Origin of the sequence: Okeania sp. SIO2C2, assembly GCF_010692625.1 — a bacterium.
Classification (GTDB): Bacteria; Cyanobacteriota; Cyanobacteriia; order Cyanobacteriales; family Microcoleaceae; genus Okeania; species Okeania hirsuta.
Window position 1 is genome coordinate 37,653 of record NZ_JAAHGM010000035.1, and the last position, 25,173, is coordinate 62,825.

A 25,173-nucleotide genomic window follows, 5' to 3' on the forward strand; every position below is an offset into this window, starting at 1 on the left:
GTAGGCTAATTTTACAGAACTTAGAGGATAGGTTTTAGGGGCTGGGGGTTAGGGTGAAAATCAGATAAAAATGTGCCTTCTCGCTTCATTTTCAGATTCTTTGTTTTAGCGTTTATTTATGTCCACTTACTAACTTAAAGAGAATTTACGAATTTTTCAGTTGTTAACATTATGAATAATCTGGCAATATAGTTTTTTTGCATAAGTACCATAAAAATTTGATTTTTATGTATGATTTTTTAGTATTAATGATGTTTATACTTTAAATATTATTAAATACTATCAACAGTCAAAAATTGCTAAGATGACTCCCGCTATAATCTGTGATTTAGCTATGAGAGTATTAATAAATTAAATGCTTAGATTTGAGGGTTATTTTGATGAGGCATTGTGAGCTATAATTTATTCAATATGGGAAAGATAGATATAGCAATATGATTTAAGTGGTGAGATATTGAATACTTTTAGGGAACAGGGAACACCGGTTATGGGAGCAGAGAAGAAGAAAAAAATGAATACATAAGAATAAGATAAATGCTATATTGTATCCTTTTAAGGAATATCTAAATTCTCACATCTGATTCGGTGATTTCTATATCCATAATAAATTTAATTTTAGTTGTAATTTTTGTGGATTTTGGAACTTATAGGATATTTTTTTAGCAGGAATTTCAGCAATTTTTACTTGATTTTATTCATTATTTATTGAGTTAAAATATTTATAATTAGTAAATAATAATGTATGTAATTTATCAGCTCTGATTTATCTGGTAAATATTAAGAGGATAAATGCTTTACAGTGTAAGGATTTTGCACTATAATATGCCTCCAAAGGCATAATTTTCTACAAACCTTACTAGAAATAGGTTTAAACTCACTTGATAAATTAGCTCTTTAAAAAAAATATTTATTAGCCTCAAGACTACAGACTAAATCATTGAAAATCAAATTGATTAATTAATTTAATTTAGATTAGTGAAAATTCTACTTATAATTTCAGCACTTATACTTGGGTTATTGGGGATCTTGGAAATAGGACTCCGAGTTATAGTGGGTTTTGGTAATCCTCTAACTTATATTGCAGATAATCAAATTGGTTATCTCTTAACACCAAATCAAAATGTTAGTCGCTTTGGAAATCGCATCAAAATCAATCAGTATTCTATGCGGTCAAAACCAATAGAAGAGTCAAAAGAAAATAATACATTGAGAATATTTCTCGTAGGAGATTCTGTAGCTAATGGTAATTGGTGGACTGACCAAAATAACACAGTTTCCGCAATTATAGAGAATTCTTTAAGTGAAAAATTAGGTAAAGATAAAATTGTTGAAGTTCTTAATGCTTCAGCTAATTCTTGGGGTCCGAGAAATGAATTGGCTTATTTAGAAAAGTTCGGTTTGTTTAATTCTCAAATAGTAATATTACTAATTAATACCGATGATTTATTTGCCAAAGCACCTAGTTCATCAGTGGTAGGAGTAGACCGGAATTATCCAGATAAAAAACCTCCTTCAGCTATTGCAGAATTGATAAATCGTTATTTTTTTAAGGCTCCAAAAGTTCCTGAAATTAAAGAAGAAGGCGACCGGGTTGGTTTTAATTTAGTAGCAATTAAAAAAATTTATGAATTGGCTAATCAAAACAATGCGAAATTCATTCTAGCAATGACTCCTTTACTACGGGAAGTAGGTGAACCTGGACCCCGCGATTATGAAATTAAAACTCGTAAACGTTTAGAAAAATTTACTCAGGCAGAGAATATTTTATATCTAGATTTACGACCTATCTTTAAATCTATCTCAGAACCAGATAGTTTATATCGAGACCATATTCATTTAAGTCCTGAAGGCAATTTAGTTATTAGTGAAGTAATTAGTAAATCAATTCTAGAGCAGAATCAACTATAAAAATCTGTACAGAATTTGTCAGAAACTCAACACTGTAAATCATAAAGTCAGAAACTATTACCACTTTTCCCTAACCAGGAACTACTACATACTAAAAAAATAGTTTAGAGCAAAATTTTTGGAGTAATTATGTCTAACGAAATAGAATATAAAGAGATAAATACATCTACTATTTCCTCTGATGAATCTTTCTCATCACAACAAAATTCAAGGGAGTTAGAATTATCAGAAAGAGTGGCTCGACTAGAAGAAAAATTAGACCAAGCACTAATGTTAATTTCTGATATTTACCGCTATGGCAAATTGAGAGATTTACTATCCGCAGGAAAATGGAAAGAAGCAGACCAAGAAACTGCAAAAGTCATGTTAGAAATATCTGGTCAAACTGATAAAGAAAAACTGACTCCTGACGATGTTATCAAATTTCCATGTAGTGTAATAAATTTAATCGACGAGCTTTGGACTAATTATAGTAAAGGTCATTTTGGCTTTAGTATACAAAAGAAAATTTATGAAAATATGGGAGGAACTTATGATATTTCTCAAATAGATATGAAAGTTTTGAATATGACCTGTGAAAAACTTGGATTGTTATCAAATAATAAATCAGTACCTTATGAAAAACTAAACTTTAGCCTAGAAGCACCTAAAGGTTGTTTTCCTGTTGCTTGGTGGGACTCTCCTTATGGAGCTAAACTAGCAGTATACTTTTTAGCTCGCCTTAATGCCTGTAACATTGATTGAATTTTGATGAATTTTTTGACTTTTAATATTTGAAAATAGTCGAAATTATGCTAGAAAAAAAGTATAGCGTTTTTATATGGAATGTGTAGAACAAGTGTGATGAAAAAGGGAGTAGGGAATAGTCACTTCAGTTATCAGTACCTCCTGTAATAGGGAGGCAAGAAAATACGGAATTCTTTTTTTTATGTTCTAAAAAGGGGGGACTTAAGACCTTATTTTTTGGTCAAGGGGGGAAAACAGCATTAAATAGTAGAAAACACAAGGATATAAGGTACTAAATTCAGCAATTTTTTTCTGATAAAAAACTTCAATATAGATTTACATCTCATACCAAATCTGGTTATCATGCATCACGTTTTTCGCCCTTCCTCTCTAATCCTTTTTCCTTACCTTCATAAATATTGCTTCTGTCGATCGCCGGATTTAGTATCAAATAAAAATACTATGATATGCCGTCTTTATCTGGGATGTTGAAACCAAGTACTATGAAAAAGGTATGGAGGGAATAGTAAAGGAGGGAAAATAGCATTAAAAGTAGCAAAAATAAGGATATTAATGTACTAAATTCAGCAAGTTTTTTCTTAGAAAAAAAGCAAAAACCTCAATCTATATCTATATCATGTCCGGTTGAATACTTATAAATAAACGAGGGAGGAGTCAGGAGTCACGAGTCAGGCAGTCACGAGGGAAGAAAGAAGAAGAAACAGTAGGAAAAGGAGAAAGTTTTCGATCGCTAATTATCCGGACATGATATTATATATCAAATAAAAACACTATATAATATATCAACAATTTAAATTAAAATTATGGAGGTTAATTAGTAATGGAAGAAAAAACAATTAATTTAAAGCTAGTAATATTTTCTGGCTTGATGATGGCTTTGATAGGTTCAGTAATTGGATTAGCTGCTGCCGAGATGAGTAAAAGTCGTTATCAATGTTGTAATTTTACGAAAGTAGATAAAGGTTATAGCAGTGCAAAAGCACCTCGTACTTATGCAACAGTAGGTGCAATTATGGGATTTGTTATAGGGTCAATTCAAGAAACTGTACGATCTCTAAAACCAGAAGATGAGTAGTAAGCATTTCCTGCGGAATGCTGCACAAACAGCGGTCAGCTATCAGCTTCATTACCTTTAATTAACAACTAAAACTCGTCGTTCTTGTGCTTAAATTCTCTGGTTGAAAATGTAGTAGAGCTTAAGCGAATGCTTGCTTCATTCGTTAAAAATATCAGAGCTAACTGCTAATAGCTAAATGCTTAGGATAAGTTATTTCAGTTATCAGTTATCAGTTATCAGTACCTCTGCAATAAGGAGGCAAGAAAATACGGAATTTTCTTTTTTTATCCCCTTAAAAGGGGAAGCTTTAGACCACGATTTTTCGGTAAGATTAAAAAAGTCGATATCTTGAATTATTTAAGAGCAATAAATGTAGTAGAAAAATATTAATTATCAACTGTGGAAATTGTCTCAGCGGATAAAGAATTTTGCCAAGGGTCTAAAATATCTTTAAATAATGTTTCCTCTATCCAAGTTTTAGCTACTACTGTTAAAGGTAAAGCTAAAATTAGACCTAAAATTCCAAAAAATGTAGTGAAGAAAATTTGAGATGCTAGAGTAACAGCAGGTAAAAGTGAGACTTGTTTTGCCATAACAGTTGGACTTAACCAGTAACTTTCAAGATTCTGAATAATAATATATAAAATTCCTACCGCAGCTATTTTCCAAGGAGCATCTAAAAGAGCAATCATTATGGGAAAAACTACACTCATAGTCGGACCAATATTAGGAATAAAATTGAGTAAACCTGCCAGTAAAGCATGAGTCAGAACTAAATCAATTTGTAATATTAATAAACCAATACCACTGCAGGTCGCCACAAAAAGAGAGTTAATTACTATTCCACCAAACCAATTGCCTAAAGCTACCTCGCACTTTGATAGAATTTCATCTGCACGTCGCCGATAAAAAGAAGGAAATAAAAGTAATCCTACTCTTCGATAAGCTTGAGTATTAACTAAAAACATTATTGTTAATACAAATACGAAAAGTACCTGCAAGAATACTATAAAAGTATTAGAAAAAATCTTAAAAAAGTTGCTAAATAACTGAGTACCGAATGTTTGTGTTTGTACTAGCATATCAGTAGCAGTGGGTGGTGCTGGAAATAAATCGGGTCTTTGTCGATATAACTGCACAAGTTGAGAGCGAACTTCTGTAAATACATCAGGTATCAAGGCAACTAATTTTTCAAACTGGGTAATAAAAGGCGGTACAACTAGCAACAAAAATAGAAGCATAATTAATGTGGCTAAACTTAAAGTAGCAATTACAGCTAAGTTTCTTTTAATTCCCCATCTATAAAATTTCTGTACTAATCTATTCAAGGCAGTTGCTAAAACTATTGCAGCAAATATTAATAGTACAAGTTGTCTAATTTCCCAAAGGATATATAGGGAAATAAGCAAACTAAAAAAGCCTAACCATTTACCAAAATTCATATTTTTTGTTGTTTGAGAGTTGTTGGAGTTACTATTGCTGTGAAAATTTAAAGTTGAGGAATAAACCATTAAATTTTCTTCGTTGTCTACTTTTCCTTTTTGTCTTCCAGATAAGTATCTCAATTTATTAATATAAAGCTTTTAAAGTACTACCTTGACTCTGGCAGTTCAAGAAAATATATTAATCTAGCTATTATTATAAAGCTGAAAAGATAAAACTTGAGAAAATTACAGTAACAGAATCTTTATAATTAGAGTTTGCTCAAAAAGTCTTTTGGTAGAGATAGGAGGACTGAGTCAGTCTTCAGGAGTCACAGGGAATTTAGAGTAGGTAGTCTGATATTTTATCCCTTGATTTTTCTCCAATTATTCTGCCCAAAATCCTAGCTTTTTGGTCGCTCAAGCTTAAAAATTTGCACTTTTTTTCGCCCCTATTAAGGCTAAAACCTTTATCTGTCAATGCTTTTATATTTAATCAGCAAGCCCTAATTAACAACTCTGTTTAAGAATAGGGAGCTTAGATTCAGAATAGTCGATAAATACTTTGAAACTTCTCTCTAACTCTAGATAGTAAATATTTTGATAATTTTCTCAATCTCCCACTTGAATTCTTACGTTAGAGGTGAGCTATCAGCTATTAGCTATTAATTTATTGCCTGATCAGCAGGAATTAGTATTAATATATTTAAGGAAAATTAAAAGTATTGGAAAAAACTGACTTTGACCTAGAAAGTGTATATTCATTATTTATGAAACAGCTAAAAGCTGACCGCTATTAGCAATGAGTAATAAAAATGAAAAATTAATAGGTGTTAGCCATATAATTCTTGAAAATTTTTCTTTTTCCTTAAAAAAGGTATAATTTTTTCGGTAAATAGAGTAGGTTAAACTAATCTGCTTTTACTAATATTTTTAATTATCCCTCAGTCTCGCAATATTGATTCATATTTATCTGGCAATAAGCTAATGTCTAATAACTAAAAGTTGTTTGCGCAGAATTCCGCAGGAAATGCTTACTTTTTTATTTAACTATAAGGAAGGGGGAAAAGGAAAAAAATTTGACTAAATTTTTAGAGTAAAAGTGCCTCTTTCTTAAGCAGTTTTATGGGGAGCAAGAGTTAAAATTTCCCACAAATTAAAGTGACTTACATTCGGTTAGGGATTTGACCCCAACGGAATTCTTTTAATTCTTTCTTCTTATACTATTTATCAATCATTTTGCTTGAGCATGAAAACTACTTTATATTTTAGGATTTTTCCCCAGTCTCTAATACTAATTACCAACAACTGTGCTATATTTTGATTTTCCATTAATCTGAAGTACAGATATTAGCGATAAAATACCTACAGTGCAGGTATATTGACCGTTATCGGTGTACCTCACCAAGATGGAATCCACTGTAATTATTAATTATTAATTATTGAAGTCTACCTTTTTGTGATGCTAATTTTGAGGTGTAATCTAGATGAATTTATCAAAAAATCAAGTCTTATCATTGTCAATAGTTTTACTTTCTTTAACAGTCAATGGATGTAGAGTCTCTAACAAAAAATTACCACCATCTCCTGAAGTAACTCAAGAGCAGCAACAAAAAGCATTAACTCCTGAAGAAATACATGAAAAAGTTTTAACAATTGATGGTCATATTGATTGGCCTTATCGTCAATTTAGATATCCTGATTTTCAACCCAATATCAGACATCAACCAGGAGAATTAGACAGTGGTCAATGGGATATTGTGCGGATGGAAGAAGGTGGGTTAGATGCTGTATTTATGTCAATATTTACTTTTCAAAAAGAGCGAAACCAGCAAGGACACGATCAGGCAAAAGCTGAAGCAATCAAAATGATTGAAATAACAAAAAAGATGGCAGAAGAAAATTCGGAAAAAGTTGAAATTGCCTTAAATCCAGAGGATGCTGAACGGTTGGATAAAATGGGAAAAATGGCAATATTTATAGGAATGGAAAATGGCTATCCAATTGGTAAAGATATTAGTAATGTTAAATTTTTCTACGACCAAGGTATTAGATATATAACAATCACTCATTCCAGAAACAACGAACTAGCAGATTCTTCTACTGATAAAAAACAAGAATGGAATGGGTTAAGTGACCTGGGAGAAAAAGTTGTCAAAGAAATGAATAGTTTGGGTATCATGGTCGATATTTCTCACGTCCATGATGATACATTTTGGGATGTAATTAAGTTAACAAAAGCACCAGTCATCGCATCTCATTCTAGTGCTAGGTCACTAGAAAATCATCCTCGAAATATGAGTGATGAAATGTTAAAAGCTGTTAAAGATAATGGTGGGGTAGTACAAGTTTGTATTTTTGATACCTATGTAAAAAAACTACCCCAGACAGCAGAAAGAAAAAAAGCAATGAAAACAATTAAAAAAGAAATAACTGCCTTTAGAAAGGGAAAACTAAACCAAGCAGAAATAGAAGCATTCCAAGAAAAATATCACCAAATTAATCAGAAATATCCTAAAAATAAACCCACTGTTGCTGATGTAGTAGACCATATAGATTATATGGTAAAAGTTATGGGTATCAATCATGTTGGCATTGGTTCAGATTTAGATGGCGGTGGTGGAGTTAGAGGAATGAATGATGTTTCAGAAATGCCAAATATTACAAAAGAATTAGTAGCACGGGGATATACTGAAGAGGATATTCAAAAAATTTGGGGTGGAAACTTAATGAGAGTTTTTAGTGAAGCGCAAAAAGTAGCGAGAGAAATTCAGAACGAAGAAATATCTGGAAAATAACTTTGTAAAATGATTTATTTATACGAAATTCACAAAAGTAAGTTACATCTTAATTTGTGATTTATTCCTATAGTAAATCAATATATAAATCCTCTTTTATTCGTTTCAAAAATCTTGCCAATGCTTGGAAATAGGTTTAGAGGCAATAGTAAATTAGTAAGAGTTTCAGAGTTTATTTAGAGTTTTTGAATTGTAATATTTTATCTAACGAGGTTTGGTCTCCAAACCAGAGCAAAGAAGGGATTTTAGAGACCAAACCCATACAGTTTTTTCTCTCATCTCATTCCTGATTGTTATAAATTAGTATTATACTATGATTGAGCTTTTCTTTTCGGTTGTATCTGCTGTTTTTCCAGTAGGGTGTATAGTTTTAATTGGTTTTATATTTGGCAAAAATTTTTCCATTGATGAACCGACACTTTCCAAACTGGCTTTGTATGTTTTATTTCCGGCATTATTAACCGATATAATGTATCGGACTACTCTTAGTATTGAGTCAGCAATAGGAATATTTATAGCCTTTGGATTAACCTATCTTTTACTCTGTTTAATATCTTGGGGAATAGGAAGAAGATTAGGTTTTTCGGAGTCTCTACAAAAAAGTTTATTGGCGACTACAGCTTTACCTAATTCTGGAAATATGGGGTTACCTGTAACTTTATTTGCATTAGGAGAAGCGGGGTTAGAAAGAGCAGTAATTTATTTAATATCATGGAATATAATTGTGATGAGTACAATGCCTGCTATCCTTAAAGGGGGAGGGTTTCGGTCTGGTATTATTTTTACTTTTAAAGTACCGATAATTTGGGGCATGATTTTAGGTGTAATTCTTAACTCATTTAATATTGAATTACCTCTAAAACTTGATGATGGTTTACATCTTTTGAGAGAAGCTGCAATTCCAGTTGCTTTATTATTGATGGGAATACAAATATCTAAGAATCGTTTTCAACCAGGTACTTATGACTTAAGTGCTAGTTTAATCCGTTTGTTAGGAGGAGCATCTGTTGCTTATTTAGTTGGTAAAATTCTGAATTTAGAAATGCTTGATTTACAAGTATTAGTCTTACAAAGTGCGATGCCAAGTGCTTTAACTTCTTTTTTAATAGTTAATGAATTTGGTGGGGATGCGACAAGAACTTCTAAGATTGTAGTAGTATCAACGCTCTTATCTTTTTTAACTTTGCCTATAGTATTGTGGGCGATTGGAGCAACATCTTGATGTGTAAGCATTCAGCTGTCAGCTATCAGCTATCAGCTATTAATTTATTGCTTTTATATTAGAAATTAGTGCTGAATGCTGACATAAATTAATTGCTAAAATCTAGAATGAAATGACCCTGAGTGAAGTAGAACAATCTGTAAGCATTCAGCTCTTAGCAGTGAGCACTTCCCTGCGGGATGCTACGCAAACAGCAAATAATTAATAATTCCTTATAAGCTTAAAAGTTGCGTAATTTGACAGTAAGTTTTAACTCTATCCAAATTTATCAATTGCTTTTATCTTCTCCTATAATCAATAGCTGATAGCTAATAGCTGACCGCTGTTTGTGCAGCATTCCGGAGGAAATGCTTACAACCATCTTGATGTATATTTCTCTAATTTAATTGAACATTCCCACCAGATATTATCGGGTAATTTTCTATTAAGTCACGTTTAAGTCGGTTTCCATTACTTTTTCTATGTCTTTAATAATTTGAGTTAAATTTTGTTCGATTTTATTAAGCTCGTTGAGTTTATTATTCCACTTATTAAGCTGTTCTTCTTGTTTCTTCCGTTTTTCCTTAACTTGATTTTTTTTCTGAACAAAAATTTGATCTTTAATCTGTTGAAATTGTTTATTTATAGCTAATTCTAAATCTTTTTGGATACTGTTAAATAATTCGATAATCCTTCTCTTATTTTCAATTTTTTTATTTTCTTGATTCATTTATTCGACGTTTTTTACCAATCCATTGAATATAAAAAATCCTATTAATAATCCACCAAAAAATTCTGCAAAGTTTCCAATTATTTGAGCTGCCTCAATACGCTGACTTCGCTCATCAAGATTTTCAATGAGTTGATGTAACTTACTCCCTTCAACTTGCTCTTTTGATAGGAATAAAGATTTAGAAGCTGTCACTTCTTCTTGAGCTTTTTTAACTTCTTCTTGAGCTTTTTCAACTTCTTGTTCCAATTGAACTTTTGTCAGATCGAGAGAAGCAATATTAGCATCATCAGTAATTAGTCTTTCTTGATATTCTTGATATATTTTTTGACAATTATCATAATTTTTTTGAGCTTCTTCTAATTTACTAGCAGCATTTGCTTGTTTCTCTCTTGTATTTTCATTAGTAACCCATTTTTGAATTTGAGAACCTAAACTTTCTGCACCTTCTATCATAACAAAAGGTCTCAGTCCGTTGAGAATAGACTTTAACTCAGATGGTATTTTATTCTGATTTGCTTGTATATATTTTTGAATATCTTGCGACAACTGATTCTTTTCCAATTCATTAAGATTATCATTTAATGAAGAAAATGATTTAAGAGAAGCATCCTTAATTTTAGCCTGAGTTTCTGCATAATACTGCCTTACTTTTAGATTACTTTGTTCTCTTGAGAACTCTAACAAACTAGGCTTATTTGTTAAAACTTCAAGTAACATTTCACCTTGTTCCATAATTTTTGCAGACTGTTCTTGAATTATTTTATCTTTGACACTTTCAAGTTTTGCTTGTTCTTTTTCTACTTCTTTTTCTGCACGATTATATTCTTCTTTTAGAGCTTCTGCTAAAGTTTCTATAGTATTTTTTTGTTCCTCCAAATTAGTTTTAGCTTGGTTTAAAGATTCAATTGTAATCCGTACAGGTGTATCGTAATGAGCTAAAGACCCCCGACGTTCAATAAAATTATTGACGACTTTTTTAAAAGTATCAAAGTTACTACTATTTTTCCTATTTTCATTATTTTTTTCAATACCTTTACAATAATCTTTAGCATCAATAAAACAAACAGGAAACTCACTAAGACTGTGGGGAGAAAGTGCTTTATTTAGGCTTTGACTATAGTTCTCTTTTTTTTCAGAATATGTTCCCACCTCTCTCGACATTTTGTTCACAACTAAAATTATTTTCCATTGATAATGTTTTTCATAGGCATACTCCTTAAATTTAGCTATTGTTAATTCATCAAACAATTCAGTTGTGATACAAAAAACCAATAAATCTGATTTTTCAATAGCTGTTTCTGTTATCTCATCATGTTCTTTATAGCCAGTCCAAAGTCCGGGAGTATCTATTAGTTTAATACAATTCCAATCATAATAAGTAGTTTTGTCAATAGTTCATTTTCCCATTTTTTAACTATTCCTTTTGTGACAAAATTTGATTCAGTCTCTCTATCGACCCTTCCCTTAAACAAACCAGGGACGACAGATGATACTTCTTTAGATAAATTAGAACCTCTAGACACTTTCTGTCTATTATTATTGTTATTATTTTGATATTCAAAGAATTCAGAAACAGATTTTTCTGCTCGTTTCTTTAATTTTTCTAACCCATTATCATCAAGATTCCAATACCAAATTTTAGCCACTTTTTTGACCATTTCTAATTCTGAAGGAGCAAAAAAACCATCAATACCTGCCATTATTAGCATTTGCTCCATTACCTTCATTTGCTCACTGGATGGAACTCTATCAGCTACATAATTTAAAGATAGACAATTTTCGTTTTTTGTAATAATGTTCTCCTTTTCTTCAAGAGTATCTTGTTTAATTTCCCATTGTTGTTCTAATACAGTAAGATATTTTAATTCCTTGTTATGAATTTGCTGATCGGCACAAACCATATACACAACTAAGAGAAATGAATAATTTAGTGATTCAGCAGTTTTAAGAGACATATTCAAAATAATAAATTCAACAGGTGACGTTTTTTTGAGGTAGTTTTTGATTCACAATCAGCTAATTTTAATTTTAGATATTTATTCTCCTCATTCAAGTATTTTATTTTAAGTTTTAGTTTTTTTATTTGCCTAAAAATTAAGCTATAAATCTTCTTGATTCATGGAAAAAAAGAAAAAATTTCTTTTAGCTAATCCTTCTATTACTGAAGAGGTAATTATTAAAATATATCGTTAGTATTGCCAAGATTGTACTATATCTACTAGACCTCTCCGAAAATTAATCTCAAATGTTTAAATTTACTAGGCAAAAATTTAGTTTCCGGAAATGTATAGTGTAAAAATATTCATTTTGCGTAAGTCTTTTTACAATTAGATTAATTAAAATTATATAGTCGCTCTATCAGAGTTTCCTTAATTTTTATATTCGCTGTGAATAAATAGAATTATGAATTCTAGAAGTTTTCATTTAGATAGACCAAAGATACTCTTCCTTAAAGGAGAGAGGTAGAAATTAGAGAGCAGAAGTTATTTATTTAATTAAAGTGAAAAGCGCTATAAGCTAGGGAAATTTTTAACCCTTAATATTCTGTCTCTCAAGAAGGATTTAAATTACTAAATACCTGACTCAGATTTTAGTCTAATTTTTTTGTTTGACAATCACTCTATTCCTAACTTGTAACCATTCAGCTATTAGCACTCAGCTTTTAGATGTTTCATAAATAATGAATATACACTTTCCCTCGTCAAGGTCAGTTTTTTTACAATACTTTTAATTATCCTTAAATCTATCAATACTAATTCCTGCTCAAAAAGTAATAAATTAATAGCTGATAGCTGAGTGCTGAATGCTTACCCTGACTTTGACAAGATTTAGCATAAGAAATTTGGCATAATTTTTCAGTAAACTGATGAAAAATTAAGACAGGTGAATTTATCCCCCTATCTTAACAATTTTTGCTTCCCAACTTTGACGTTTTTCATGTCACGAAGGGAAACATAATCTACGCGACTTTAGTCTGTGGAGTGTCAGTTATTATCCATTCTAAAGCCTGTTCTTTTTCTGACCAAGAAAAACATTTTACCTCTATATGAGTCATATTGCTAAAAATTTTATTACCAGCAATAGTCAATTTATTTACCCAAGCTGCGTCACATACAACTGCTTTTTTATCAAAATATTTCAGATGTCCCAGAGCAAATTTTAAATCTTCCCATAAAGCTTCCACAGATATTCCTTGAAAACTTTTAACTTCAACATAAACTCGTAATTTAGGTTGAGATTTTAATCTTTCCTCAACTAAATTTTTGATTTTTTCAATGTCACTTATTTCAATTTTGCCATCAATACTAAGACCAATGATGTTCTGATTTGCTAGAGGTATAATTTCCATCATAGTATTTTTCTCCTTCTGAGATACTTCTAATTTTAATCTGATATTTTTTGGTAGAGCTTCCCCAGATTTTTTATCCCTTGGTACAGTAATTATGATTTCTCTATTTCCTTGATTTTTCCCTATTAATTGAAGGGTATAAACCCATATATTTTTCCTGCATAAATTGACATACTCAGATTACTTAGTATATTGCTAAGTATTAAGTATTATTAGCTTTAACTAGCTATCAGCTATCAGCTATCATCCTAAAAATTTACGCAATTAGGTATCTGTTTGCGGAGCATTCCGGACCGAAACGCTTTTTAACTTTAAACTTGAAAGTAAAAGGCATCGACCTAATACTTACTCCTACCCTATAACCTAAATTTAACGCAAGTAGATTAAAACTGCCACCAAAGAAGTTTATTGGTTTACATTTATTAAAATAAGGGAGTATTTTTTTATCCCCTTGCTGAAGTATAGAATTTTTGGAAAGGCGAATCTTTGTTAGGAAAAGTTTTTATTTGTCAATCAAAACTGTTTGTAAAAATGCTTGCTTTTTATTCTCTCTGCAAACTGATGGAAGTGTTCAAGAATTTAGAATTAATAATTTAGAATTTAGAATTATTTCTTCTTATAAAGAATATCATGTCCGGCTAATTAGTGATAAAAAACTTTCTCCTTCAACTCCAGTTCTTCTTCTTCCTTCTTCTTCTTTCTTCTTTCTTCCCTCCTGACTCCTGAGGACTGACTCGGTCCTCCTCCGTCGTTATTTATTTATAACTGTTCAACCGGACATGATATAAGAGGATTGGATCAAAGGATTTTTTTCTTCTCTTGGTCTCATGGATATGGCGAGGAGATCCGCTCTTGACAGAGCCGCTACCTCTTACAGAGGAGCTTTCCTATGGTCATGCTGCGCAAACGCTAACGCTAACGCCATCCCACCCTTCGGGAAGCTACGCTAACGACCGTTTTTTTCTCCATGAATGGAGAGGCTTTATACCTGAATTTTTCGGTAAAAAAAAATGGTTTGAGTTAGGTTAGTTAGGCAACGGAAAGTTTAAGCAAATATACAACTTTTTTTTGTGAATAAGAAAAAACATTTACTGAGAATATCGGTAGTGGTGTATAAATAGTAATATCCTCAAAAAAGTCAAGTATTCAAGGGAAGACTATCTTTTTGAAAAGAATAATTTAGGTACTTTCTATTCCCTATTCCCTGTTCACTATTCGCCACCTCTACCCTAGATCGCTACATTTACAGGACTACCAAAATATCTAAGGTTTCTAGATGTACTTTGACTAATAGCAAAGTTACGATTAAGGAAACTGACTGACGACTAAATACTTACAAGATATTAACTAAACTGTTGCTGATAAAAACGAGCGTAAAGCGTACCTTTTTCTAATAATTCTGTGTGAGTTCCTGATTCTAAGATTTCACCATTTTCCATAACCAAAATCCGATTAGCACGACGTACAGTAGCTAGTCTATGAGCAATAATAAATACCGTTCTTCCTTGCATCAATCTTTCTAACGCTTCTTGTACTAAAAATTCAGATTCAGAGTCAAGAGAAGAAGTAGCTTCATCTAATATTAATATCTTCGGATTTTCTAGTATTGCACGAGCGATCGCTATTCTTTGTCTTTGCCCTCCAGATAAATTAACACCCCTTTCTCCTACCCAAGTTTGATAACCTTTTGAAAGCTTAGTAATAAACTGATGAGCATTAGCAACTTTAGCCGCCTTTTTTACTGCATCAATATTATAATCTAACTGACCAAAAGCAATATTTTGTGAGATAGTTCCTGAAAATAAAATTACTTCTTGAGGCACAATTCCAATTTGTCTTCTAAGACTTGTAAGAGTAACATCCTTGATATTTATATCATCAATTAATATTTCCCCTGACTGAACATCATAAAATCTAGGTAACAAATTTGCCAGTGTAGTTTTACCTGCTCCAGAAGCTCCTACCAAAGCAATTATTTCTCCTGAATTTACTAACAAATTTAGATTCTTTAAAACCTTTTTTTCTGACTGATAAGAAAAACATACATTTTGATATTCTACCTTTCCCAGTACCGGAGGAAGAGCAATAGCATCTAATTTTTCTGTAACTTGAGGTTGAATATTTAAAAGTTCAAAAATCCGGTCACAGGATGCTTCTCCTTGTTTAAACTCACTATAATTACTCGTTGTTAAAGAAATCGGATCGATTAACAACGCCACACCTGTTAAATAACTAATAAAACCTTCTCCAGACAAGTTTCCTTCAGATATTTGCCACGCCCCCAAAAAAAACAAAAAAGCCACACTCATTGCCTCTAAAAAACCCACTACTACAAACTGGAGTGCTTTAACTTTTTCTGCCATATATTTTGCTTGTCGATTTTGTTCAGCTTCCACAGAAAATATAGCAATTTGATATTCCTCAGCAGCAAATGCTTGTACTATTCTAATACCACTAAATACCTCTGTTATTAAAGCTGATAAATTAGAAGTCCGATTTTGACTTTGATGGGAAAAAGAAAGTAATAATTCTCCGAACCAACCTATTAATAACGCCATTAACGGTGCAACTACTAGAGTTACAACAGTTAATTGCCAGTTGAGATAAATCATGTAACCCAACACAACTATCAACTGTAAAATACAAGGAACAAATTGGTGAAAAAATTTATTGACAACCTCTCCAGTACGGTCAATATCCTCTGTAAGTCGATAAGAAAGGTCTCCTGTTTTTGACTTTTCAAAGTAACTAATATTGAGTCTTTGTAAGTGAGAATAAACTTCCTTCCGCAAGTCTAGGGCAATAGTAAAAGCAGCTTTTGCCATGAAAGTATCTTGACCATACTGTACAGTTCCTTTGATCAGGAAAATAATAGCTGCAAGACCTGCTAGTTGAGCGATCGCCCCTACATCTCCCCTACCAATATGACCTGCCATTTCACCCAATAGCCATGCTAAAATCGGCCAGAAAATTGTAAAAGCCAATGTACAAGCTAATGCTTTTACAATGGTAGGCCAATGTTCATAGATATAGGGTAAGAGCTTCCAATAATTGGATCTAGGTTTCAAGAAATCAAACTTAATACTGTTTTTCAAAATATGAGATTTCTATATTAATTATAAAAAAACTTGCTTTTAGTTGTTTAGTCATGATAGAACCATTTTAAGTCAAGTCTGAGGCCAAATTTGGTCTAGCATATAAGTCCATTTATTCTGTTATGTGTAGAGGCCAGCTAAGTTTTTTGATAATTTGACTTGAATAATGTATTTTTTGTGATATTCTAGATATGCCAACGTAAATCTTCTTGCAAGGGTTTTGGCATACCCAGGTTAGTGTATCTAGCAAACCCCAAAAATAACTTTTACGTCCTATGTATGGCCTAGCTTCAGAGGCTTATCAAGATGTAACTGTTATGCGGGATTTCATTTAATTTAACTAAACAAACAGAGGAATTCATGGAAATATTAGCATTTTCCCATTTAGCTTTCAACGAAGAAGACTCTACTAACAAAGAGTTTACTGCTTGTGTAGATTTCAAAAAGCTATCTAGTGTTGGAGCAATGGGTTTATTATCTGCTGCTACTTTAGCTGTAGGAATGAATGTAACTGCTGATTCTGCCTCCGCTTATTACGGTGGTGGTAGCTATGGTCGTTATGGTGGCTATGGTGCCTACGGTAGTTCTGGTGGTTATGGTAGCTATGGTCGTAGCTCTGGCCATTATTATAAGAAAGTTGTGAGTCGTTCCTACAGCCGTTCCTATGGTAGCTATGGTGGCTACAGTCGCTATGGTCGTTCTGGTGGTTATGGTGGCTACGGTAGTAGTTACGGTGGTGGCTATGGTGGCTACGGTGGTGGTTGCTACTAAGTTTTTAATCGCCTAAGGGTCCACAATTATCTGAAAATTGTGGACTTTTAAATTTTTTTGAATATTCTGCATAAATAATCTACCTAACATGGTAGCTTAGTAATGCAACCAGGGAAATCATCAGATTTCCTTGGTTGTTAACAGCCTAAATTAAGGCTCTACCAAAATTAAATTTCCTTTTTTTGAGTGTCGCACTGCAAAAGAAACCCAAAACGCTATAAGGCAAGTGGGTAAGACACTTATAAAAAAAAGTTGTAAAACATTACTCATCAGAGGAGTTATGGAAACACTAGCATATTCCCATCTAGCTACTGCCGAAGAAAGTTCTATAGTTGAGCCTACCTTTGAAGGAGTGAACTGGAAAAAGTTCTCTACATTAGGTATGATGAGTCTTCTATCAGCTGCTACTATTCTAGGTGCTATTAGCGCGACTGCTAATTCTGCTGCTGCATGTCACTATAAGAACCCTTGCAGTGGTTATGGTCACGCTCGCCATTATGGCAAAGGTTATTATCGTCCCAAGTATCGTCATGCTTCTTATAAGGGACATCGCCGTCATCGTGGATATTATTTGAGCTATGGTAGTCGTGGACATAAAGTATCCAAGTTGCAACACCAATTAGGAATGATGGGCTATTTTCATCATCATCGTGCAACTGGCTATTTTGGGCCTAAGACTAAATATGCAGTTAAAGCATTCCAACGCGATCATGGCTTAAGGCCAGATGGAATTGTTGGACGTCACACTAGAGCAGCTTTAGGTTTCTATTAAAAATAAAATTTAGCTTCATTGCTAATGGTGATGAGGGTAAAAAATGAGTAGGTGGAGTTATCGCCGATTTTAAGTCTATGGAAAGAATAAGGTTACAGACTGCGGTCAGTGGTTCTCATGGAAACAGGGAGCTAACTCCACAGCTGCTCATATGCTTTTGGGTAAGTTTGGGTAAGTTTAGTAGAACGGTTACTCAAATAATAAAACATCAGAGCTTTTAACCTCAAAGCATTTCAAGATTAATAGTTAATTCCAGGAGCAATACTCCAAACCAATTGCTCCTGTTCATCTAAATATAAGTATCCCTAAAATACCCAATCTCATATATCAAAAGTATTTAGTTGTTTTACCCAGAAACTGTAATACTAACCAATAGAATCTTAACAGAAAGCTTGGAACCTAATATAAAGCTCTGAAAATGATTAAGGTTATTGATAATCTGGCTGATTGATAATTTGAGTATAAAGCCTCCTCCTAGAAAGCTCCTAGAAGGGAGAGTTGATGTTTACTCCAAAAATCGAAAGTGATCGAGGTATTTAACCGCTCTAAACACCTAGCTATCTAGCCAATAAACTGACCTTGAAAACTATAGTGAATTTTCATCAGCTAATATTCATAGTTTTTTGCCAAGGTGGAGAGGCAGTATATTTACCATAAAATAGACTAAATTTCCAAAAAGATTTCAGCCAATAGAGAATAATTTGCTTGAGATGTTGGAATAGTGTTTGGTATTGATTGACATGAAATGTAGGAGTTCTTAACATATTTCCTACTCCCCTATTTGATAAAGATAACTCTATATAATTATTGTAATCTCCTGACTAATCATTTAGGTTAGTCCTCTTAATTAAAGTTAATAAATAATAAATTAAAATTTAAAGAAAGCAGATTTTTCTCATTGAAGGTAAAATCTGGTTTTTAATTTACCGAAAAATTATGTCTAAAGCCTTGCTCTTAAGCAGCCAATTTTATGTTATGGCAGGTAACAGGCAATAGTGAGAAAAATATTTCCCTGTCTAAGGTTCATTGTTAGTCTATGTCCTAACTAACTCATTCCTTGCTATAAGTGGACTAAATCTTGGCGTACCCTTGCGGAGCGCAAACCAAGAATCCTGCTTTCAGAAGAATCTCCTTGTCTGACTACCAGAGAGTATATCAATTTCGTAGAACTAAAACAGGACAATGAGAATACCTGACAATTCGTTCAGCAACCGATCCTAGTAAAAATCGACCAAGACCACTATTTCCTTGGGAGGGAATGACAATCAACTCTGCTTTTTTTTCCTGAGCATAGTCCAAAATTTCTGAGCTAGGAGTTCCGATGGCCACACGAAAATTAATACCTTCATATTTAGCACCTTGAATCCGTTCGTGAAATACCTTTTCGGTGTGCTGTTTGCGACTCTGGTCATCTACAGTATGCCACCTTACTCCTGGTTCAGCAGGATTAAGACAAGGTAATACATGAAGAATCCATAAATAAGAAGGATCTCGAACAAATTCTAGAGCTACATCGATCGCCTCAACAGATTCATCGGAAAAATCTATGGGCACAAGTACAGAATTTTTGGAAAATATATTCATTATCTGGCGTTACTGAATTAGTGTATGATATTAATTTTAATTACTTAGGAGTTAGGAGTCAGGAGTCAGGAGTCAGGAGGGAAGAAAGAAGAAGAAAGAGAAAGTTTTTTTATCACGCTCTTATCCAGAAGACATCTCCAAAAATTAAAAATAAAATCAATTCTTATCCATAAATTATCAATTATTCTTCCCTGTTCCCTGTTCCCTGTTCCCTGTTCCCTCTTTTCTGCAGATGTCTAGAGATGCTCTAACTTCCTTGAAACGGTATTACCTGGACTATTACGACATTAGACATCTCCAAAAATCAAAAATAAACAGGACTTACCCATGAGGTACGAAAAACTAGGACTTGAGATTGTTTTCCGTTCCGGAATGCTCCGCAAACCCTATCGGTCGCTTCGGACAGAAATATGTTGAGGTGGGTAAGTCCTAATAAAATCAATTATCCTACTCTTATTCATCAATTCTTTGTCCCTACTCCCTACTCCCCTACTCCCCACTTAGCAGGTCCATCTCTCCTTTACTGAGACGACCCATATAATTTTGTAAATCCTTTGCTACTTGAACGGATAAAAAATAGCCCCCCAAGATATTAGGAAAAGCCATCGAAATCAGAGTCGCATCACTAAAATCAATTACTGAAGAAGGGTTAGATACCGAACCAACAAAAGCAGCAACCAAAAACAAGATTTTGTAAATAATCAACCCTCTACCACCAGACAAATAATCCCAACAACGTTCGCCGTAGTAACTCCAAGAAATCATTGTGGAAAAGGCAAAACAGAAAACAGCGATCGCTAATAAAATGGGAAACCATGCCAAAACAGTACCAAAAGCAGCAGAAGTTAACTCTGCGCCTTTCTTAGATTCGCGCAAAGCAGCAAATTCATCTGCACTATATACCTTAGTAATCACAATTACCAAAGCAGTCATATTACAGACCACAATAGTATCAATAAATGGCTCCAACAGTGCTACCAAACCCTCGCGAATAGGTTCATCAGTTTTGGCCGCAGAGTGAGCTATCGCTGCCGAACCCACACCAGCTTCATTAGAAAAAGCGGAACGCTGAAACCCTTGAATAATCACGCCAATAATACCACCCTCTACAGCTTTAGGAACAAAAGCACCAGAGATAATAGTAGCGATCGCCCCAGGAATTTCTGTAATATTAACCAACAGAATAAATAAGGAAGCCAAAACATATAGCAAACACATCAAAGGCACAAGAGTACCTGCCACCATACCAATGCGTTGAATTCCACCAATAATTACTAATCCCACTAAAACTACCAGCACCAAACCATAAACCCAACTAGGCAAACCTGGCAATACATTAGCAACTGCACCGTAAGACTGATTGGCCTGGAACATATTAGCGCCACCGAAAGCAGCAGAAATGCACAAAATAGAGAATAGCACAGCTAACACTCGGCCAAAAGTCCTCTGTCCCATTTCTGCTAAACCTGCCGACAAATAACGCATTGGGCCACCAGAAATAGTACCGTCTGGTTGAACAATGCGATATTTTTGAGCCAAAGTACATTCCACAAATTTACTGGTCATGCCAAAAAAACCAGCAATTGTCATCCAGAATGCGGCACCAGGACCACCCATACTCACAGCTACAGCTACACCTGCGATATTACCCAATCCTACTGTTCCGGACAATGCTGTTGCTAAAGCTTGAAAGTGAGAAACTTCTCCTTGATCGTTGGGGTCGTCATATTTTCCACGCACGATATCAATAGCGTGTTTAAAGGCTCGAATATTAATAAATTGCATTCGGATGGTGAAAAATATTGCACCAACAATTAACCATAAAACTATGAAGGGAAAGCCGCCAATTTTAAAGAAAAGAATATTAAATATTACACCTACGAAACTTGAAAAGGTTTGATCGATGGTTTCAATAAAAGTCTGTCCTGTTTCAGGTTCTTGGGCTAAGGCAACAGTTGGTATTAATAGAAATAGGAGTATATATAGCCAAGTTTGTCTTTTCATATTTTAATTTTACCTACTAATCATTTTTGTTGAATTAGACATTTATACCATGAATTTACAAATATTTCCGGCATATAGAGGTCTGATTTTCGTCGTACATAAAACATCTTGAAATTGGGAAATAGGGATAGGGAACAATTAATAATTAATAATTAATAATTAATAATTAACAATTACCTCTTCTTTTCAAGGAGAGGATTGACGCGGAGTGTGAAAATTTTTTCTTTTTTCTTGGTCGATGGTCGGACAGCGAGGAGACCCGCTCTTGATAGAGTCACTGCCTCTTTCCTCCTCCGGAGGAGCTTTCCTATGGTCATGCTGCGCAAACGCTAACGCTTTACATGTTGCGGAGCAAAACGCCATCCCACCCTTAGGGAAGCTCCGAAGATCGACCGCTTTTCTCCTTTAAAGGAGAGGCTTTAAACCTTAATTATTCGGTAAGAGATTTTTTTGAGGAACAAGACTACGAAAAATGATTTATTTTGTGAATTTTACAACTCTATTGTTGTTCGATCAAATGGTTAAATAAAATGCTTATTTATTTTTCATATAATAATAGATATTTAATACTACTATATATAAGTAGGCAAGCCTTAATTAAAGGCAAAATAGAGAAGTAGTAAAAATTAACGCTCATAATTATTCCAGCTAGATTAAAAATTAATCTCATAGAGTCAGAATACCAAGAAATATTGAATTTTAGTCACACTCTAAATGTTCTATTCTATGACGGATTAAATTAACAAATTACTAATTGGAAAATTACACTTAATTTGTTTGTTAATTATTTACATCAGATTTACTATGACTACAGTCATTCTAATCAAATCGATATAAATTTTAGTCAAATTGAGTACAAAAAGAACAAATTTATTGATTGATATAGTAATTTCATTTGAGTTGCGTAAAAAACCTGGTAGCTTTTAGACAACAGGCAACAGGTAAGAAGGTTTCCCGGACTTTTTACTGTTAGTAAATAACCAACTCTTATTTGACATATCATTTAAAAACGCTATAGTCCTGCGCGCATAATGGTAGATGGGGATGAACAACGGCGCTTCATGGGAGAAAGATACGAGCAAGGGAGCAAGATGCTCCCACTGTTTTTGTCCTTGAGCAAAATAATTACAATAGACCACCAATGAAAATGCACCACCACCTATTGATTTTATATTTATAGCAGTTGCCATTACTCTATTTAACACATCAAAAGGGCTTTGTTGCACAAAGGGAGAAATTACGGTAGAAAGATTCAGTAAGTGGTAAAAAAACCTGAACTAGGTACAGATGAGTAAGTCCAAGTCCAAGTCTTCCTATAGAGTAAGTAACTGGTCAGAATATAATGCTGCCTTAAAGCAAAGGGGAAGTCTAACATTTTGGCTATCTGAAGAAGTGATAGAACAGTGGCTCAACCTTGAAAAAACAGGGAGTCAGGGAGCATCCAACACCTATAGTGATGTGGTTATTGAACTAATGGCTACCCTGGGATCTTTGTTTAGTTTGGCAGGACGGCAAACCGAAGGTTTTTGAGAATCTATATTTGGTTTGATGGAAATAGATTTACCAGTACCAGACCATAGCACTTTGTCTCGGCGCTTGAGTAAATTGACCATAGAAATACCAGTGAAGCCAACAACAGAGGCCATGCACCTGGTAGTATACTCTACAGGGGTTAAAATATATGGTGAGGGAGAATGGAAAACCAGAGTTGATGGTGTAGGTAAGCGTCGGACTTGGTGTAAGTTGCATCTGGGGGTAAATGAAGCAACCGGAGAGATTGTTAGCGCTGTGGTAACAACTAACTATGTTAGTGATGACCAAGTATTTTCTGACTTGCTCAATGGAGTAGAAGGTGAGATCGTCCAAGTTTCAGGTGATGGTGCTGATGACAAATATCAGTGTTATGAGGAGGCCAGTAACAAAGGAGCAAAAACGACAATTCCTTCACGAAAAAATGCTGTGATTTGTCAGCATGGGAACTGTAATACCCCGGGCCTATCCCAGAGATGAGAACCTCAGAAGAATCAGAAAATTAGGATGCCAAAAATGGAAACGTGAATGTGGCTACCATCGACGCTCCCTATCTGTTTGCGTTTGCGTAGCATCCCGTAGGGAAGCATTCGGTAGGAAAACCACAATGTTTAGGCTGAAAGTGATGTTTGGAGGCAAGTTACGACGAGGAAAATTCGATAGTCAGGAAGTGGAATTATTCATACAATGTGCCATGCTCAACCTCATGATTCAAAATGGTAAGTCAAAGAGCTACAAAGTTGAAATCTAGTTCACTCCACCATAGGGGTTTTTTGCGATTCCGGAACGGATCGCGGAGCGAATCGCTACTTTCATGCAACAAACCCCATCAAAAGCTTAAAACTCAGACAACACCAGATTTTTTATTTTTCCTGATTTCTTCTACTATAATTTTTAGTCTTAAATACTGTCTTTGAAACTATGGTAAAATTTAATTTTATCGGCATTGGTGATTTGAGGAACGAAATCAGTAATATCATGTCCGGTTGAACAGTTATAAAATAAATAACGACCGAGGAGGACCGAGTCAGGAGGGAAGAAAAAAGAAGGAGAAAGTTTTTTGGTCGCGTAAGCAGAACGGAGTTCTATCGCGTTATTATCCGGACATGATATTATAATTTAGGTAAATTAAGAGTCATTCAAAGATGGCAAAATTAGATGTTGTCTTTACTTAATTTCAGGAAAAGCACTTTTCTTTCTCCTGACTCCTGTACGGGTAAACGGCCGTTTGCCTCTACTGACTCCTGACTCCTAAATAATTAAAATTAATATCATACACTAATTCAGCAACGCCATTCGATCGAGGTTTACTTGAAAATTATGTGGCAACACGCAATTATCACGGGTGGTTCTAGTGGTATAGGTAAAGAAATAGCTAAACTACTTGCTAAAGAAGGAAGCAATATATCAATTATTGCTCGTAACCCGAAAAAACTGGAGGCAGTAAAAGCGGAAATAACTGCTACTATTGTTAACCCAGAACAAAAAATTATTACTATTCCCACAGATGTTGCGCACCGGGAAGCAACAGAAACTGCTATACATCAAGCAGTCAAAGAAATAGGTACGCCAGATTTGTTGATTACTGCTGCTGGTATTTCTCACCCTGGTTATTTTCGAGAGTTGCCAATAGAAATTTTTGAGCAGACCATGGCAATTAATTATTTTGGTTCTCTCTATTGCGTGCGGGCAGTTTTACCAATGATGGAACAACAAAAAAAAGGGCATATTGTGATGATTTCTTCTGGTGCTGGTTTGATTGGAATTTATGGTTATACTCCTTATTGCCCGAGTAAGTTTGCAATTAGAGGTTTGGCAGAGTCCCTGCGTGGAGAGTTGAAATTGTCTGGAATTTCTGTTTCTGTAGTTTATCCGCCAGATACAGATACGCCACAGTTGGAGGAAGAGAATAAAACCAAGCCTTTAGAAACTAAACGTATTACTGCAACTTCTGGAGTCTGGAGTGCAGAAGATATGGCTGTTGAAATTGTGCGGGGAATGAAGAAGAAAACTTTTGCGATCGCTCCTGGTTTAGAAATGACTTTGCTGGATAAACTTCATAGTTTATTGGGGCCAATAATTCAGTGGTATATGGATTTAATTGTGATTCAAACTTTAGATAGTTCCAAAAAATAGGGAGTAGGAAGTAGGGGTTCAACAATTAATAATTAATAATTAATAATTAATAATTACCTCTTCTTTT

Annotated in this window: 20 protein-coding genes and 1 pseudogene; 11 read left to right on the forward strand and 10 right to left on the reverse strand. The window is 33.9% G+C overall.

Translation table 11 applies throughout. The features are described from left to right. The first annotated feature begins 975 nt into the window (after window positions 1–975). The 3 genes from F6K18_RS23605 (at window position 976) to F6K18_RS23615 (ending at window position 3,730) form a co-directional block, all read left to right on the forward strand. Window positions 976–1,908 carry an SGNH/GDSL hydrolase family protein gene (locus F6K18_RS23605; RefSeq protein ID WP_287524682.1) on the forward strand — a complete coding sequence of 311 codons (933 nt, stop codon included), beginning with the start codon at window positions 976–978 and terminating at the stop codon, window positions 1,906–1,908. 129 nt (window positions 1,909–2,037) lie between these two features. Continuing rightward, entirely contained in the window at window positions 2,038–2,652 is a 615-nt protein-coding gene (locus F6K18_RS23610; RefSeq protein ID WP_287524684.1) for a GUN4 domain-containing protein, read from the forward strand. Window positions 2,653–3,475: 823 nt separating this feature from the next. Further along, on the forward strand, window positions 3,476–3,730 hold the full coding sequence (locus tag F6K18_RS23615) for a hypothetical protein (protein WP_287524686.1): 255 nt from the start codon (window positions 3,476–3,478) through the stop codon (window positions 3,728–3,730). Window positions 3,731–4,098: 368 nt separating this feature from the next. Here F6K18_RS23615 and F6K18_RS23620 read toward each other — a convergent pair whose 3' ends face one another. Continuing rightward, complete coding sequence (locus F6K18_RS23620) at window positions 4,099–5,277, reverse strand: AI-2E family transporter (protein WP_287524688.1); 1,179 nt, start codon at window positions 5,275–5,277, stop codon at window positions 4,099–4,101. A 1,343-nt stretch (window positions 5,278–6,620) separates the two neighbouring features. Between F6K18_RS23620 and F6K18_RS23625 the strand changes: the two genes are divergently transcribed. Together F6K18_RS23625 and F6K18_RS23630 are read left to right on the forward strand one after the other, a co-directional pair. Continuing rightward, the gene (locus F6K18_RS23625) at window positions 6,621–7,931 is read left to right on the forward strand and encodes a dipeptidase (protein ID WP_287524690.1); all 1,311 of its coding nucleotides are present in this window, start codon (window positions 6,621–6,623) and stop codon (window positions 7,929–7,931) included. A gap of 313 nt (window positions 7,932–8,244) precedes the next feature. After that, window positions 8,245–9,153: an AEC family transporter gene (locus F6K18_RS23630; protein ID WP_287524692.1), complete on the forward strand. Its 909-nt coding sequence runs from the start codon at window positions 8,245–8,247 to the stop codon at window positions 9,151–9,153. Window positions 9,154–9,577: 424 nt separating this feature from the next. On the opposite strand, the gene F6K18_RS23635 is transcribed toward F6K18_RS23630, so the two are convergent. From F6K18_RS23635 to F6K18_RS23650, 4 genes are all read right to left on the reverse strand, one after another. Then, window positions 9,578–9,862, reverse strand: a complete 285-nt coding sequence (locus F6K18_RS23635) for a hypothetical protein (RefSeq protein ID WP_287524693.1) — start codon at window positions 9,860–9,862, stop codon at window positions 9,578–9,580. Next, window positions 9,863–11,113 carry a hypothetical protein gene (locus F6K18_RS23640; RefSeq protein ID WP_287524695.1) on the reverse strand — a complete coding sequence of 417 codons (1,251 nt, stop codon included), beginning with the start codon at window positions 11,111–11,113 and terminating at the stop codon, window positions 9,863–9,865. Window positions 11,114–11,214: 101 nt separating this feature from the next. Beyond that, window positions 11,215–11,820: a hypothetical protein gene (locus F6K18_RS23645; RefSeq protein WP_287524696.1), complete on the reverse strand. Its 606-nt coding sequence runs from the start codon at window positions 11,818–11,820 to the stop codon at window positions 11,215–11,217. Between the two features lie 1,004 nt (window positions 11,821–12,824). Further along, on the reverse strand, window positions 12,825–13,217 hold the full coding sequence (locus F6K18_RS23650) for an STAS/SEC14 domain-containing protein (RefSeq protein WP_287524698.1): 393 nt from the start codon (window positions 13,215–13,217) through the stop codon (window positions 12,825–12,827). A 503-nt stretch (window positions 13,218–13,720) separates the two neighbouring features. Between F6K18_RS23650 and F6K18_RS23655 the strand changes: the two genes are divergently transcribed. Continuing rightward, the gene (locus F6K18_RS23655; protein WP_287524700.1) at window positions 13,721–13,933 is read left to right on the forward strand and encodes a hypothetical protein; all 213 of its coding nucleotides are present in this window, start codon (window positions 13,721–13,723) and stop codon (window positions 13,931–13,933) included. 624 nt (window positions 13,934–14,557) lie between these two features. Here F6K18_RS23655 and F6K18_RS23660 read toward each other — a convergent pair. After that, the gene (locus F6K18_RS23660) at window positions 14,558–16,282 is read right to left on the reverse strand and encodes an ABC transporter ATP-binding protein (protein WP_287524753.1); all 1,725 of its coding nucleotides are present in this window, start codon (window positions 16,280–16,282) and stop codon (window positions 14,558–14,560) included. Between the two features lie 387 nt (window positions 16,283–16,669). On the opposite strand from F6K18_RS23660, the gene F6K18_RS23665 reads away from it, so the two are divergent. Next, the gene (locus F6K18_RS23665) at window positions 16,670–17,080 is read left to right on the forward strand and encodes a hypothetical protein (RefSeq protein ID WP_287524701.1); all 411 of its coding nucleotides are present in this window, start codon (window positions 16,670–16,672) and stop codon (window positions 17,078–17,080) included. 280 nt (window positions 17,081–17,360) lie between these two features. Beyond that, window positions 17,361–17,852 (forward strand): peptidoglycan-binding domain-containing protein, encoded by a 492-nt coding sequence (locus F6K18_RS23670; RefSeq protein WP_287524714.1) that lies wholly within the window; start codon window positions 17,361–17,363, stop codon window positions 17,850–17,852. A gap of 602 nt (window positions 17,853–18,454) precedes the next feature. Here F6K18_RS23670 and F6K18_RS23675 read toward each other — a convergent pair. Both F6K18_RS23675 and F6K18_RS23680 read right to left on the reverse strand, forming a co-directional pair. Further along, entirely contained in the window at window positions 18,455–18,616 is a 162-nt protein-coding gene (locus tag F6K18_RS23675; RefSeq protein WP_161564424.1) for a hypothetical protein, read from the reverse strand. Between the two features lie 391 nt (window positions 18,617–19,007). Next, the gene (locus F6K18_RS23680) at window positions 19,008–19,436 is read right to left on the reverse strand and encodes a universal stress protein (RefSeq protein WP_287524716.1); all 429 of its coding nucleotides are present in this window, start codon (window positions 19,434–19,436) and stop codon (window positions 19,008–19,010) included. Between the two features lie 20 nt (window positions 19,437–19,456). On the opposite strand from F6K18_RS23680, the gene F6K18_RS23685 reads away from it, so the two are divergent. Next, window positions 19,457–19,609: a hypothetical protein gene (locus F6K18_RS23685; protein WP_287524718.1), complete on the forward strand. Its 153-nt coding sequence runs from the start codon at window positions 19,457–19,459 to the stop codon at window positions 19,607–19,609. A 316-nt stretch (window positions 19,610–19,925) separates the two neighbouring features. On the opposite strand, the gene F6K18_RS23690 is transcribed toward F6K18_RS23685, so the two are convergent. Both F6K18_RS23690 and F6K18_RS23695 read right to left on the reverse strand, forming a co-directional pair. After that, the gene (locus F6K18_RS23690) at window positions 19,926–21,440 is read right to left on the reverse strand and encodes an alanine/glycine:cation symporter family protein (protein ID WP_287524719.1); all 1,515 of its coding nucleotides are present in this window, start codon (window positions 21,438–21,440) and stop codon (window positions 19,926–19,928) included. A 923-nt stretch (window positions 21,441–22,363) separates the two neighbouring features. After that, entirely contained in the window at window positions 22,364–22,630 is a 267-nt protein-coding gene (locus tag F6K18_RS23695; protein ID WP_287524721.1) for a hypothetical protein, read from the reverse strand. Window positions 22,631–22,727: 97 nt separating this feature from the next. Between F6K18_RS23695 and F6K18_RS23700 the strand changes: the two are divergent. Both F6K18_RS23700 and F6K18_RS23705 read left to right on the forward strand, forming a co-directional pair. Next, window positions 22,728–23,721: pseudogene (locus F6K18_RS23700) on the forward strand (IS5 family transposase). 569 nt (window positions 23,722–24,290) lie between these two features. Next, a complete protein-coding gene (locus F6K18_RS23705) occupies window positions 24,291–25,106 on the forward strand; it encodes an SDR family oxidoreductase (RefSeq protein WP_287524722.1) in 816 nt (271 codons plus the stop codon). The last annotated feature ends 67 nt before the right edge of the window (window positions 25,107–25,173 follow it).